11 protein-coding genes and 1 pseudogene are annotated in these 14,826 nt (G+C 45.3%); 7 read left to right on the plus strand and 5 right to left on the minus strand.

The window, feature by feature from the left end:
- Positions 1 to 103 precede the first annotated feature (103 nt).
- Positions 104 to 1,099 carry an ABC transporter substrate-binding protein gene (locus ACR1R9_RS04160; protein ID WP_433921658.1) on the plus strand — a complete coding sequence of 332 codons (996 nt, stop codon included), beginning with the start codon at positions 104 to 106 and terminating at the stop codon, positions 1,097 to 1,099.
- Entirely contained in the window at positions 1,096 to 3,144 is a 2,049-nt protein-coding gene (locus ACR1R9_RS04165; protein ID WP_433921657.1) for an iron ABC transporter permease, read from the plus strand. The genes ACR1R9_RS04160 and ACR1R9_RS04165 overlap by 4 nt, the downstream gene beginning before the upstream one ends.
- Positions 3,145 to 3,267: 123 nt before the next feature.
- Here ACR1R9_RS04165 and ACR1R9_RS04170 read toward each other — a convergent pair.
- From ACR1R9_RS04170 to ACR1R9_RS04180, 3 genes and pseudogenes are all read right to left on the minus strand, one after another.
- Positions 3,268 to 4,451 (minus strand): annotated as a pseudogene (locus tag ACR1R9_RS04170) (aminotransferase class I/II-fold pyridoxal phosphate-dependent enzyme).
- 604 nt (positions 4,452 to 5,055) lie between these two features.
- Positions 5,056 to 5,193 carry a hypothetical protein gene (locus tag ACR1R9_RS04175; protein WP_433921655.1) on the minus strand — a complete coding sequence of 46 codons (138 nt, stop codon included), beginning with the start codon at positions 5,191 to 5,193 and terminating at the stop codon, positions 5,056 to 5,058.
- A 201-nt stretch (positions 5,194 to 5,394) separates the two neighbouring features.
- Complete coding sequence (locus ACR1R9_RS04180) at positions 5,395 to 5,850, minus strand: hypothetical protein (protein WP_433921654.1); 456 nt, start codon at positions 5,848 to 5,850, stop codon at positions 5,395 to 5,397.
- Between the two features lie 300 nt (positions 5,851 to 6,150).
- Between ACR1R9_RS04180 and ACR1R9_RS04185 the strand changes: the two genes are divergently transcribed.
- Positions 6,151 to 7,176 (plus strand): hypothetical protein, encoded by a 1,026-nt coding sequence (locus ACR1R9_RS04185; protein WP_433921653.1) that lies wholly within the window; start codon positions 6,151 to 6,153, stop codon positions 7,174 to 7,176.
- Positions 7,177 to 7,255: 79 nt separating this feature from the next.
- Here ACR1R9_RS04185 and ACR1R9_RS04190 read toward each other — a convergent pair whose 3' ends face one another.
- Positions 7,256 to 9,541: an AraC family transcriptional regulator gene (locus tag ACR1R9_RS04190; RefSeq protein WP_326065992.1), complete on the minus strand. Its 2,286-nt coding sequence runs from the start codon at positions 9,539 to 9,541 to the stop codon at positions 7,256 to 7,258.
- Between the two features lie 347 nt (positions 9,542 to 9,888).
- Here ACR1R9_RS04190 and ACR1R9_RS04195 point away from each other — a divergent pair, with 347 nt between their 5' ends.
- Positions 9,889 to 10,563, plus strand: a complete 675-nt coding sequence (locus ACR1R9_RS04195) for a hypothetical protein (protein ID WP_433921651.1) — start codon at positions 9,889 to 9,891, stop codon at positions 10,561 to 10,563.
- A gap of 154 nt (positions 10,564 to 10,717) precedes the next feature.
- On the opposite strand, the gene ACR1R9_RS04200 is transcribed toward ACR1R9_RS04195, so the two are convergent.
- Complete coding sequence (locus ACR1R9_RS04200; RefSeq protein ID WP_433956420.1) at positions 10,718 to 10,936, minus strand: hypothetical protein; 219 nt, start codon at positions 10,934 to 10,936, stop codon at positions 10,718 to 10,720.
- A gap of 419 nt (positions 10,937 to 11,355) precedes the next feature.
- On the opposite strand from ACR1R9_RS04200, the gene ACR1R9_RS04205 reads away from it, so the two are divergent.
- Genes ACR1R9_RS04205 through ACR1R9_RS04215 form a run of 3 tightly spaced genes read left to right on the plus strand, consistent with a single transcriptional unit; the run spans position 11,356 to position 14,814 of the window.
- Entirely contained in the window at positions 11,356 to 12,324 is a 969-nt protein-coding gene (locus ACR1R9_RS04205; RefSeq protein ID WP_083678786.1) for an ABC transporter permease, read from the plus strand.
- A gap of 13 nt (positions 12,325 to 12,337) precedes the next feature.
- A complete protein-coding gene (locus tag ACR1R9_RS04210) occupies positions 12,338 to 13,207 on the plus strand; it encodes a carbohydrate ABC transporter permease (RefSeq protein ID WP_072734581.1) in 870 nt (289 codons plus the stop codon).
- Between the two features lie 47 nt (positions 13,208 to 13,254).
- A complete protein-coding gene (locus ACR1R9_RS04215; protein ID WP_076287988.1) occupies positions 13,255 to 14,814 on the plus strand; it encodes an extracellular solute-binding protein in 1,560 nt (519 codons plus the stop codon).
- Positions 14,815 to 14,826 lie beyond the last annotated feature (12 nt).

Genomic DNA, 14,826 nt, shown 5'->3' on the forward strand with positions numbered 1-14,826 from the left:
TAACTCTTTTGAATTGACAAAAAAGCAATTCTACAGGATAATCCATTAGTGATAATGATAATTGTTATCATATAAATACATATAAATAGGGGAGAAGTAGGATATGAAAAAAAGCTTGAACGGATTTTTATTGCTGACGGTTTTGGCGCTTGCTCTGACAGGTTGCGGTAAAGCCAGCAGCACAACAGATACAAATGAAAATGCCTCTTCCGGCAGCACGCCGACTGAAGAGACAGCAGGTCCTGTTACAGTTAAACATAGTGGTGGAGAACTCAAACTGGACAAACCCGCTAAGAGAGTTGTTACGCTGGAATGGACATATACGGAAGATGTAGTAGCACTGGGTGTTCAGCCAGTAGGTAGTGCAGACAACGCCAACTATAAAGTCTATGTGACTCCCGAAGCAGCTCTGGATGACACGGTGACGGATGTTGGAACACGTGACGAGCCAAATCTGGAGGCGATTGCAGCTTTGAAGCCGGATCTGATTATCGCCAATTCCAATTCGAATATCTATGATCAGCTCAATGCCATTGCACCAACGCTTGAATATGACCTGTATACGGGTGATGGCTATACTTATGATAAAATGACGGAAACGTTTAACAATATCGCGGTTGCTCTTGGAAAAGAAGACCAAGCGAAGAAGGTACTCGATGAACTCGATCAGCACTATACAGAAGTCAAAGATAAACTTGCTGCTGCCGACAAATCGGAATTCCATTATGTACTGACACAAGCATTTACGTATCAAAATGCAGCAAGTCTTCGCATGTTTACCGATAATGCTGTCGTAATTGGCACGTTGGCGAAGGTTGGACTGGTTAACGACTGGCAGCCGGACAAGATTGAAGGATATGGATTCTCAACGGTGGGTATTGAATCCTTGCCTGCTGTTCAGGACAGCAATTTCATCTACATCACACAACCGGATGATGACGTTTTTGGCACAGCAATGAAAGACAATTCAGTATGGAAAGGTCTGAATTTTGTCAAAGATAAACGCACTTATCAACTGGATAGCACAACATGGACGTTCGGTGGACCTATCTCGTCCAAAGCTCTGGTTGACGGGGTTGTTGGAGCGATTACCCAATGAGTTCGGTCCAACATTCCCGACCAGTGTTTAACTGGCGTACATTAAGCATTTATGGGGGCGGTCTAACCGCTCTCATCGTGCTTTTTTTTGTAAGCCTGTGTTATGGAGAAGCTTCAATTCCACTCCATACGGTTGTAGATTCACTTATGGGCAGGCAGGACACACTGGAACATAATATGATCTGGGATCTGCGCATGCCCCGAACAGTAATCGGTATCCTGGCTGGAGGGGCGCTTGCTGTTGCTGGTTCATTGCTACAGACCATTACGCGTAATCCGCTCGCGGCGTCGGATACACTCGGCATCAATGCGGGGGCCTATTTTGTCGTGGTGTTGGGAACGATTTTTTTCCCAGGATTGATGCAGCAATCGCCTTTCCTTTTCGCCGTACTCGGTGGATTACTGGCAGCTGCCGCAGCGTACTTCATGGGCGGGGGGAGAACGTCAAGTCCAGTGCGACTTGCGCTCTCTGGCATGATTGTATCGATGGTACTTGGTTCTTTTACAAGCGCGCTGCATATTTTCTTCTCTCAGGAGACTCAGGCATTATTTCTATGGGGATCAGGAACGCTTGTTCAGAATGACTGGAGCGGTGTAATTTACGCATGGCCTTGGGTCATTGGAATTACGATCGTTGCCCTGGTTTTATCCCGGCAGTGGGATATGTTGGAACTGGATGAATCAACTGCTTCCTCACTCGGGCAAAAAGTAGGCATGGCCCGTGCCACGGGGTTGATTATTGCTGTGTTGCTGGCTGCGGTCATTGTCAGTGTAATTGGGCCAATTGGCTTTGTGGGTTTGGTGGCACCTCATCTGGTTCGATTGAGTGGAATTCGTTCCAATCGGTTGTTATTGCCTGGTGTTTTCTTGTGGGGCGCAACACTGCTGGTTGGTGCAGACGTACTTGCCAAGATGGTTCATAACTCCAGTCTGGAGTTGCCGACAGGGGCCGTAATGGCAATCATTGGTGCACCATGGCTGATCTGGCTTGTACTTACACGCATGAAGGCAGCAAATGGATCAGGCATGTCTACCTCAATGAGCACAGGAGCACGTTCGCGTCGCTGGGCATTCGGCCCTATTGCTATTATCTTTACATTACTAACGTTAGCATTGGTTCTCCTTAGTACGATGTTTGGCGGGATGCGTATTCCAATGGCCGATCTTCTGCCAAGCCTGTTTCAATCGGATGGGCTATACTCGGCTATTGTTCAGCTTCGCATTCCGCGTACTCTTGTCGCCGCAGGTGCAGGTGGTGCACTGGCGATCAGCGGTGTGCTTATTCAGATGGCCGTTCGCAACCCGCTGGCTGACGCGTCCATCGTGGGCGTATCGTCAGGCGCAGGCTTGGGTGCGATGATGGTCATCATCCTATGGCCTGGTCTTCCGGTGTTCTTGCTGCCTATAGCGGCGATTGTTGGGGCAGGGATCGCTGCAGCAATCGTATTCTCTTTGTCCTGGAAGAAGGGTCTCAATCCTTCCGCAGTTGTATTGCTGGGTATCGCCATGTCTGCAATTGCAGGCGCAGGCATTCAGGTTCTGATTGTTCGCGGCGCTGTATATGGCAGTAGCGGTTTTATCTGGCTAACAGGCAGTACCTATGCACGTACATGGGATCAAGTGAAGATCATTGGGGTGTTCCTGTTGATTTTGATCCCGCTTGCGTGGTGGCTGGCGCGAAGATTCGAACTGTTGGTATTCGACGATAATAGTGCTTCCGGTCTTGGCTTGAGTGTTCGTCGGACGCGTCTGCTGGCTATGACCGTTGGTGTTTTGCTTGCCGCAGGTGCAGTCGCCTGTGTGGGAACGGTTGGATTTATTGGGCTAATCGCTCCACATATGGTCCGTCTATTGACGGGAAACAAATTAAGACGGTCGATGTTTCTGTCGGCTTTGGTCGGTGCAGTGATGCTGGTACTGGCGGATACGATCGGAAGGACTGTTATGGCACCAACCGAGATTCCATCCGGGTTGTTAATTGCGATTATTGGAACGCCATATTTCCTTTATTTAATGTACCGTTCCAACTGGCGCAAATCAGCTTAAATATTCGATCTTTAAATAAAAAATCCCCTCTGGTTTTCAGTGGTGAGTTCATGTAGACATGTTCTCTTTTCTCACTGCTTACCTAGAGGGGATGTTTTCTTATGAGAAATTTTTTCATTCGTGTTATAAATTCGTTGTTTTTTCTCTTAGCATTCCACTGTTATCTACCGATAGGATCGCTTGCTGCAACGTCTCTTTATCCTGAACCAAAGCGAATCTCACATATCCTTCACCCGAAGGTCCGAATGCACTCCCAGGCGTTACGATTACACCCGCTTGTGTAACCAGATTCATGGCAAACTGCTCTGAGGTATCGTAGTGGTCTGGAATCCGACTCCAGATGAACATGCTGGCTTCGGGTTTGGCAATATGCCAACCGAGGTTGCTGAATCCTTCGCAAAGAATATCTCTGCGCTCCTCGTAGATATCTCTGACCCGCTCAACTTCACTCTGATCCCCTGTGATTGCAGCAATGGCTGCCTTCTGAATCGGAAGAAACATGCCGTAATCCATGTTGGATTTCAGCTTTTTAAGCACAGATACCACATCCGGGTTCCCCACACAAAAGCCGATTCGTGCCCCAGCCAATCCATAGGTTTTGGATAACGAGTTGAATTCAATGCCGACATCCATCGCCCCGGGATAAGCAAGGAAACTACCGCACGATTTCCCATCGAACACCAGCTCGCTGTATGCATTGTCATGAAGAACGATAATGTCATATTTCTTGGCAAAATCAATTAGATCCAGATAGAACTGATCGGATGCCATTGCTGTCGTGGGATTGTTCGGATAGGATACAAGCATGAATTTTGCTTTGCGCGCAACAGCTTCAGGAATGTCCTGAAGTTGAATAACATATCCATGTTCTTCTTTTGGGGCATATAATACAGTTCGGCTCCTGCAAGTAGAGGTCCATCAGCAAAGACTGGATAACAAGGATCGGGTACAAGGACCAGATCTCCTTCATCAACGATCGCCAAAGAGATATGGGCGAGACCTTCCTGTGATCCAAGCAAGGAGCAAATTTGGGTTTTCGGGTTCAGTTCGACATGGTAACGGCGCTTGTACCATTCACTGACTGCTTGCAGCAATTCGCTCTGATCATTTACAGCATATGTATAGTTTGAAGCATCTGCTGCTGCCTCGCATAAAGCCGTCATGATATGTTGGGCAGGGGGAATATTGGGTGTGCCTACACTTAGATCGATGACAGGTTCTCCATTCTCCAGTCGTTGCCTCTTGATTTCCAGCAAACGTGTGAATATCCCCTCACTGAAATGTTCCATACGTTTAGCAAACTTCATGATGATTATCCTCCAGTTTCTCAATTTTATAATTAAAAAAGTGCGCCAAAAACAATCATTTTAGTTTATGACTTATTAGGAGATAGAATATTAATGATCTTTACGTAAGATTCAGGAGTATCTAAATTTATTTATCTACTATACCTTTCGAAATATAGAAAAATTGTTTGCAAAGTGCTTTGAATTCCTTGAATATTGTTTTTTTATACAAATGAGGTACGAAATAGACTATTAAGAAGTATGAAGTAAAAGTCTATAAAAGCATGTTTAACCCAATACACGTAAACGATAGGCAAGGATTTAAAAAATTGTAGCGCAGTCTAGGGGAATGGGTATTTGCCCGGGTACGTTTAACATTATCCCATAATAATTATGCTATAGATTGATTGATCATTAACTTGTATATAATTAAAATTTTTTAGATTTAATTCTCATTAAGGTATGAGTTCTGTTAAATATAACCGACACTGGTTCTCATCGTATATAAATAAATGCTAAAACAAGAAAGAAGGCAAATGTTGCTGATACTATATAGAAGTAAATTCTGTGTAGTACTACAAAAAAACTCATGACTCGGAACCGTTCGAGTCATGAGGGGTATTAGTTAAATTTCGTCTAATGGAATAAACCATGCTTTTTTACCATAATTTTTTGCCCATAAAATTTGATTGGTTTTAGGATGACGTCTCCAAGCACGAAAAATACCATGACACTGATACTTCTCAGAATAAATAATTCGCATAGTTTCATTCACCTCCAGATACTCTAGTACCTTGTGGAGAGTGTCAAAAGTGTGCTACATTTAATTTGGATTATGTGTTTTATTATTATATATGTAGACGGTTCTCACACTTTTAACAAAACAGTGAGTTGTTCTACTCAGCCGTTGGCTCTCTACAAGAGCAACGGCTTATTTTTTTTTTCAACTGCTAAAACCTCACTCTCAAGAAGTTGATTTAATTAAACTCATTATATCATTCAAATATATTTTTAACTCACTAACAATTTGAGTTTTTCTTTTTTCTAATTCGAGTACTCTACTCTCAATATCCCTTAATTCATTTTTTAATGAGTTGACTCTCGAAAAATCATCTACTTTCTGTTCAATTAAATCTATGTTAATTTGCTCAGCGTTACTGTCTATAATTTTCCCTCTAGTACTCATATTTGCGGGATTGTTTGAGCTGATTTTTTCTAAAACCTGAGGATCGAGCTGTTGTCGAATTATTTTGTTATATCTAAAAGCGCATCCTGATTTTGAGCGTTGAAGCTTTTCTGCTACATAATCTAATGCCTTATTTAATGTATATGACTTATTCATAACTAAATCATAGATTGTATCTATAAATATTTTATCTTCGCTATGTGTCCAATGTTTTAGCCTTGATTCTGTTTTCATCTCAAACACACCCTTCTAAAACTTTCATCAACAATATACTATGTCTGTATAGACTAAGTCAATTACATTCTAAATAAAACTCTATGTGTTACATCATGACAATATCAAAAGTCTATGTGTAAAAATGTGTTTTTTGTTCTTGTAAAATATAGATAAAAGAGTCAGATGAAAGCGAGTTTCATCTAACTCTAATACTATCTCTTCCTTAAAATATCCGACTTCTCAATGTACTCTTCTTGATTTACAATTAAAGGAAAGCTATACATGGATAAGTATCAGAGAATTGGAGGGTGACCAATAATGAACGAATCGTGGGCCGCTTCAATGAGTGGAGTTCCCTGGAACGAGGATAAAATGGACAAGGCTATCGTACAACTGCGGAACAGGGCTACGATTAGCTTTGTTGTCGGGTTGGACGAAATGCATGATCTGCGAAAATTGGATGAACATGTGTTTGCCAAACGACCCGATTTGATTTTAAATGTGTCCAATACAGATGTGAAGGGGCGGTATTCAGAAGAGTTTCTGGAGGCACTTGCTGGTTTAAAACATGTCACCGCTTTGCAGCTGGATCTCAAGCAACCACAGGATTTAAGTATATTGAGTGCGCTGCAAAAGATGGAGTTTCTGAACATTCGCTCACCCAAAAAGCTAAATCTAGACTTCATCCGAAATTACAAATACTTGACTTATCTCGCACTTAGCGGGAAATTTCCCGATCTCTCGCCGATTGAGGACTGCATTCGGTTGAGTACCCTCGTCCTGAACTGCGACATTGATCAGCTTGATTTTGTTGTAGACTTACCATTTATCGAGTATTTGGCTCTCGATCACTGTACATTGGCTGGTTCACTCGAAGTACTGGCTGAATCGAATATCCGTATGCTGAGATTATCGTCCGTAAAGAATCTAACCGAGATTGATGCAGTGGGGGCATTACATCATCTGGTCTATCTGCATCTGTCATTGCCCAAAATCGAGCGGTTGTGCGACTTCTCGCATTTGAAGAATCTGCGTCAGCTTGAACTGGATTTCATGAAGTCTCTGCAAGACATTGGGAACCTGTGGACTGCGGACGGGTTGGAGGTGCTTGAACTGAAAGAGATACATAAGGGGATCAAGGCTGAGGCATTCGAACGTTTGACTGAAATGCAAAGTTTACGACAGGTGGATTTTCGTTTTATTGATCACAGTAAAGGCCGTATTGTAGCCATGCGCGAACGGATGGTTAAAGCAGGGAAAGGACATCTTCTCTATGAGAATATTCCTGAGGAACAGCGAATTCCTTCAATGGCTCTTGTGCATCTATCCAAAATTCTAATGTAAAATGACAGTACACCAGCGCCTGCTTCCGAGCGGACACTGGTGTATTTACAATCTACGGTTCTTGCCCGCTCACGCCTGGTTAGCCATGGCTGGAGGAGATAAATGGCTCATCACCCGCATGACGCTTGCGGTATTCTCCGGGGGTCAGCCCGTACCGACGCTTGAACATGCGGATAAACGAGTTCACATTTTGATAGCCGACCTGTGTCGCAATGTCCTGAATTCGCAGATCTACATTCACAAGCAGTTCCTTGGCCCGCTCAACCCGCAGATTGTTCAGATATTCGCTGAAGTTGATGTTAGTCTTTTCCTTGAAAATACTGGAGAGGTACCCCGATGTTAAATTCAACTTGTCGGCGACGATATTCAAATTAATGTCTTCCCCATAATGATGATCCAGGTAGTCCAGCACAAAGGTGATAACCGGATCACGCGTTTCCAGCTGGCTGCGTACTGCCGCAAGTACCGGTTGAGCCAACGCCTGAAGCCATTCTCTGTATTGCTGCATGGAATGGAAACCAGCAAATGCCTCTCCCGGAGGAGAAGAGCGAAGCTCGGATTCGATGTTCGTCAAATTCAGCTTCATCACCGTCTTGCTGATCTGTTCGACTGCACCGATGGCAAAGGTGCGGAAGTCTTCTGCGGCCGCATCCTTGTGCTGCAGTTGCTCCAGCTGGCGATCCAGCCAAGCGAATACGGCCTCTTCATTGCCGGATTGCAGCAGGTTGTGCAGTTCCTCCCCATAAGTGACCTTCACATGGAAGGCATTTGACGAAGAAGCACGCGGCTCCACAATAACTTGTGTCTCCCCATTCAGCCTGCGCTCTTTTAACAGCATGGACAGATTGCTGTACGCATCGGTAAACGGAATTTCTCCGGAATACACCGGACTTACCGCAATGGTCAGATAAAGGGTTTCCTCGACAGCCAGCAACTCCTTCAGTGTATCGAGCGCTTGAAGAATACCACTCTGTGGACCTGGATCGAACAGCAGCAAGAGCAGTTGGTCCTGCTCGGGCTGAATGGCAACGCTATTGGTTTTGCTGCTGGTGAACAGGCTTTGAATCAGCTTCCATAATAACAGGGTATGCTGCCCGAATTCATCCGGCTGGGATTTGAAGCCCACCTTGAACAGAATGGAGACATAAGGCTGCTCGGAATGTTGGGCATCCTCAAGCTCCGCCAGATAGGAGCTGAGCGGTATATTCTTTACTTTATGGATATAAGCGTACTGGCGTACAAGAGAGTTCTTCTGCGCAAGGTCGCTTTGAATGTAACGGTTATTCTCCAGAATAGAGCTCAGGCGGTCTCCGATCATGGCGAATTCTTTTACACTGCTCCATTTGTCTGGTCCGCTGTCCGAATTTCGGTCCAGAGCGGCAATAAGGCGCTGGAGCGGCTGGTTTAATCTTATGCTGAAAAACAGGGAGGAGATCACGCTAATCAGCACAGCAGCGCCAAGCAGAAAAGCCAGCAGCAGCTGCATGCCCCGCATTTCCGCGGCGATTACTGCGGCCTGGGTGACCCGGACATAGGTAAATCCGGTTTGCTTACCTTTTTCATAGAAGTAATACTGATCCCCAATACGTTCATGTTTGCTTCCGTCTGCAGGTAGCTGCGAATTCTGCAGTTCCCCCTCCATCGTGGTAAAAAGCAGGCGTCCCTCGTTGTCCAGAATGTAGAACGGATTATTAGCGGCATCGCCATATGTGTCCTGCATACGTTGTGGATCCAGCATAATAATGCCGTACACATCTTCGTAGGGAATAGCTTTCATCATGACCGGCATCAGTTGACCGAGAGAGCGGGATGAGTGAACGGTATTTTCCGTAAAAGCTGCGGCAGGCATTACTTTCAGGAACTGGTTGTTCATCGTTTGAGTTTTCCAGTAATCCGGGGGATATTCTTTACTATAATAATATTTACCGAACATATCGCTGGCACTGCTAAGACCTTCCTTCTCCAGTACATAGTCTTCTTGCTTGAAATAGAGAATGAAATTGTCGATATGCAGAAAAGGATTAGCGTACAGCGTGGAGAGGTCCGACTTCACCTCTGCGGGAATATCGTAACGGCGGTTCTCCTTAATGTGGCTCAAAATGCCCAGATTGGCTGTCCAGGTATCCGATTGGGTGAGGGCCAGAATCATGTTCTGGGTCAGTCGGAAATGATTCTCATACCCTTCAACGGTCTGCGCAAGGCCGAGTTCATTTTGTCTGACCATCTCCTGATAGACCTTGTTGCTTAAGTACAGATGGGAGAACAGATTAAATGAAGCCAAAATCAGGATGACACTGAGGAAGCTCAGCATTAGCTTGACAAACAGTCCATTCAGCGCAAATTTGCTTGTAAGCAGTCCCTTCATTATGACATTCCCCCTTGAGTACAGCCCCGGATCGAGTAGTTAATCCTATCATAGCGGCATAAATCTGACACAAACAATATACACTTTTACTGAATTATACGCGGATATCTGGAAAAAAGGAGTAAAGGCGAAAAGTTATATAACATGTAATAGCGCTTTCCTATTAGTGAATGGTATAATGTGGAGATGTACACTGGATTTACAAGGGAAGTTACCTCACATTCAATTCAATTTACAATCTTCTAAGCAAGAGAGGGTGCACCTCTCTCCAAAGTGTTGTGCTACAAAAAGAACTTCCCCCTGCTTAACGACAGGAGTTGAACAATATTTTCACTGGAGGAACTGCAATGAAACGTGCTTATCTCTTATTAATAATTGTGCTTACCCTTAGCGCATGCGAACAGACTAATACTAGTACTAATGAAGAGAACACTGCCGTTGTCGTAGGTGATATGGATGCGAAGGAATCTAAAAACACAGAAATTTCGCTGAGCACAAAAGGGGATTTATCAAAAGTTACCTCAGAATTTTTAGCTCAGAACGAAAGTGATCTATCTGCTGGAGATTCTGAAACGGCTTATAAAATGTGTGCGGAAGCTCTGTCTGGATATTATAAAGCGATTTGGAACGGCTCGGAAATTGATTTGGATACTTATATCGATAACGAAAACCTTAAACAATATACGCAAAAAAAAGTTTCATCTCAATATGATTTATTCCTTAAGAACAAGTTTACCTATAATCAGGTGACAGGCGTTGATATTGATGCTAGACATGTAGAGTATGTTGGAGGAGATAAGAGTTTTTTCTATTTGAAATTAGATGCACGTGTTCATAAGGATATAGGTAACTTTGCTGAACCTACTGAATTTCTTGTGCAAAATTCGAATGGAAAGTTAGTTATTGTTGATTGGTATACTAGTAGTAAGGATAGTTATGATTCCACTGTACGTGGAGAAATTCAAACTATTAACAATCCTGATATCTGGAATAACAGTGAATGGGTGAGCACAATGAACTGATTGAATTTTCCCGTAGCAATTGGATATTTTAAATATGTCTTCAAAGGGCGTGGCTCGCATTTACAAGTGCTAGCCACTGTCCCATATGACGTTTTTCAGTTGCAAAATCCGCTCTACGTCTCTTCATCCAGTGAAGGGCGAAGGTGCGGCCTTCTTACATTTGTCTTTCAGCGGACAATCCGTGCAGTCTGCGAATTTGAGTGATGAAGCTTCGTTTCATAATCGCTTTCGGTGGTTGGTTTGCTTTCATATGAGTAACGTAAGTATCCTGATCGCCGGGCATTTCCACGTATCGCCACCTTCCTTCTAAATCAAGTTGCTGATCTTGCTCTTTCCCAGGTGTGTGTAATTTCTTCACTTCTATAGCTGCCATTTCCCGGTAGTTCACCCAGCGAAGCCTTCTCTTCCCCTTATTCAAAGTAGGCAAAAGAGTGCAGCCCCCGGACATTGGTGTAAATGATGCCCAGGTTGGCTGTCCAGTATCCGATGGAGTGAGGCTAAACTTGTGTTTTAGGACAGTCCCTTCATTATGACATTCCCCCTTGAGTACAGCCCCGGATCGAGTGGTTTAATCCTATCATAGCGGCATAAAGCTGACACAAACAATATACACTTTTACTGAATTATACGCGGATATCTGGAAAAAAGGAGTAAAGGCGAAAAGTTATATAACATGTAGATAGCGCTTTCTAAAGGTTTATAGCTATAATTCGAATACGAACCCCGGAATTCCAGGGTAAGTTAGCTGACATAAAAGTCGAATTAACTCATCAAGCAAGAGGGGGCATGCCGATGGCTGATGCTAGCGTAATGCAAAGCAAACCGCAAAAAGAAACGCACCGGCCGCCTCGGCGGAAGTCGCGTTTGATCAGAACCTGGAACAGGAACAAGGCGCTATGGCTGCTATTCCTGCCATGCCTCCTGTATTATTTGATCTTCCGCTATGCGCCGATGTTTGGTCTGGTCATCACGTTCAAGGATTACAATCTGTTTAAAGGAATTTGGGCGAGTGATTGGGTGGGATTCAAATATTACCGGATGTTTCTGGAGAATCCCGATTTTTGGCCGCTGATGAAGAATACGTTTCTGCTGGGACTGTATAAGCTGGTGTTCGGCTTTCCAGCCCCAATCTTGCTGGCCATTCTGCTGAATGAGGTGCGAAGGGCAGCATTCAAGCGTTTTGTACAGACGGTCAGCTATCTGCCTCATTTCATCTCGAATGTAATCGTGGCGAGTATGGTGATTATGTTTCTGTCCCCAACGGGAGGGCTAATTAACAATTTGCTGGCAGGCATCGGTATTGGACCGATTAATTTCATGAATGAGCCGGGGCTGTTCCGGGGCATCTACGTCCTGTCAGAAATCTGGCAGCATATCGGCTGGGAGACCATTATTTATCTGGCCGCGCTGACGGCCATCGATCCGCAGCTGTATGAAGCCGCGGATATGGACGGGGCAAGCCGATTGCGCAAAATCTGGCATGTCACACTACCCGGTATATCTCCCGCGATCGTCATTACACTGATTCTAAATATCGGCAAAGTGCTGGAAATCGGCTTCGAGAAAGTCTTCCTGATGCAGAATCCGGCGATCTACGATACAGCGGATATTATCAGCACGTATGTTTACAGGGTGGGCATGGTACAGGGGAATTTCAGCTATGGTGCGTCCATTGATTTGTTCATGGGTGTCATCAGTCTGATATTCATCTATACGGCCAACTGGCTCAGCCGCCGATTAAGTGAGACCAGTCTATGGTAGAAAGAGGTGTGGCGTGAACTCACTCCGATTTTCCTGGTTTAACGTTGTGGCATCGCTGATCCTGCTGTTCGTTGTGGTGGTTACACTCTATCCGTTCCTTCATATGCTGGCGGTTTCCCTCAGCAGCAACGTAAACGTCATCCAAAACAATATTTCCTTCTGGCCCAAGGGTTTTAATCTGAGCATGTACAAATTGGTGCTGGGCGATCCGCAAATCTGGACGGCTTATCGAAATACGATCATTTATACCGTGCTTGGCACACTGATCTCGCTGGTGGTCACCTCCACCGGAGCCTACGCATTGTCCAGAAAGGACATGGCACTGCGTAATAGCTTCACGGTCTTGATTGTAATTACGATGTTCTTCAGCGGCGGGATGATTCCGACCTTCCTGGTGGTCCGTTCTCTGAATCTGGTGGATACCGTATGGGGCATGGTTCTCCCGGGTGCAGTTAGCACCTGGAACCTCATTCTGATGCGCACGTTCTTCTCAGGCATCCCCAAAGAGCTGGAGGAATCTGGACGGATGGACGGTTTGAACGATATTGGAATCTTCATACGTATTATTGTACCGCTGTCCAAGGCATCCTTTGCCACGATTGCCCTGTTCTATGCCGTGGGTATGTGGAACAACTTTATCTTTCCGCTGCTCTATCTACGGTCTCCCGATTTGTTTCCGCTCCAGGTGCTGCTGCGTAATCTCGTGTTGGCCGGCAGCGCAAGCTCAGGCGACGTAACATCCATTGGGGGAGATAATCTGGTGGTGGAGGAATCGCTCAAGTATGCGACCATTATGGTCTCAACCCTGCCGATTCTGGTCATCTATCCGTTCGTACAGAAGTATTTCGTCAAAGGAGCCATGGTTGGTGCTGTCAAAGGTTAAGTGAGGCAAGAAGTGCACCGCGAATTCAGATTAAGGGAGAGAAGCTTATGGGCAAATGGAAATCGGTAATACTTCCCCTGCTGATTGCAGTAACGATGGTGGCAGGGTGCAGTGGCGGCAAGGGTGCCGACCCGCAAACAGATACCAAAGGAAACGGTACCGGAATAACCGATAACTCCACCGGGGCGGGAAAGACCTTCACGGCCCTGCTGGACAACAATGCCACTTTTCCTTATTCCAAGAGCTGGCCCATTTGGAGCTGGTTAAAGGAAAAGACGGGCGTCACGCTGGAAGTGCAGACACCTTCCGGCAAGCTGGATGAGAGCCTGAACCTTGCGATTGCCTCCAAAGCGCTGCCTGATCTGATGTATATGCCTAATCGCAAAGATTCGAACAAGTTTGGTCAGCAGGGCGCGCTGGTAGATCTGATGGAATATATGGACAGTATGCCGAATCTGAAGGCATGGATGAAGCAATATCCCGAGGAAGCGAAGGCTGCCCTGTCCGCCGACGGTAAAATGTATATGTTCCCCAATCAAGGCTTCGGCGAGACGAATCGTATGATCTGGATGTACCGCAAGGATGTTTTTGACAAGGAAGGCATTCAGGTTCCAACAACTTATGAAGAGTTGCATGCAGCGCTGAAGAAGCTGAAGGAGAAATACCCGGACAGTTACCCGCTCTCGATCCGCTACGGTCAGATCCCGGATGAGATGAATGCCAATATGACGGTGAACTACGGAACGGGTGAGGGTGCCTACTATGATTTTGACCAGAAGGAATGGCGTTATGGACCGACTGAAGACAACTACAAGGCCATGGTAGGGATGTGGAAAAGTTTTTACGATGAAGGGTTGGTCCCGCCCGATTTCTTATCATTGCAAACTAAGCAGTGGCAGGATATGGTCTCGACTGGAAAATCATTTGTAACCATTGATTATATCAGCCGGATTGACTTTTTCAATAATGCCATGCAGCAGGAGAATCCGGAGTTCAACATGCAGTTTCTGGCCCCTCCGGCAGGCATTTCAGGCGGCAAACAGCTGAATCCGTATTTTCATTATATGGAAGGCGGATTGACGGTGGCCTCGACCTCCAAGAACATTGATGATGTGATGAAGTACATGGACTTTTTCTATTCTGAGGAAGGACGTACGCTGAGCAGCTGGGGTGTAGAGGGAGAGACCTTTATAAAGGAAGGCGATACGATCAAGTTCAAGCCGGAGTATAACGATGTCATTGAAATGCGCAAGCAGACAGGGCTTCAGACCAGCGGGACCTATACCTGGATTGATTTCAACGCGCACTTGTCGCTGTTCTCGGACGATCTGAAGCATGCCTATGAAGAAGCGGTCAAATATGATCCTCCCGCAATGCAGCCAAGACCTGCTTTTACAGAAGTGGAAAATGAGGTCATATCCATTACCGGTCAGGCGATTAAGAAGCACCGTGACGAGAGTTTTGCCAAATTTGTTACGGGTTCCCGGAGTCTGGCGGATTGGGAGAAGTATGTAGAGGAAATCAACAATCTTGGGGTAGATAAGCTGCTGAACACCTATAAGGAAGCGTATGACCGTGTTCAGAATGTTCAGCTGAGCGCGAAATGAGCGAATGTACGG

The sequence above is a fragment of the Paenibacillus taichungensis genome (genome assembly GCF_050994985.1).
Lineage (GTDB): Bacteria > Bacillota > Bacilli > Paenibacillales > Paenibacillaceae > Paenibacillus > Paenibacillus taichungensis.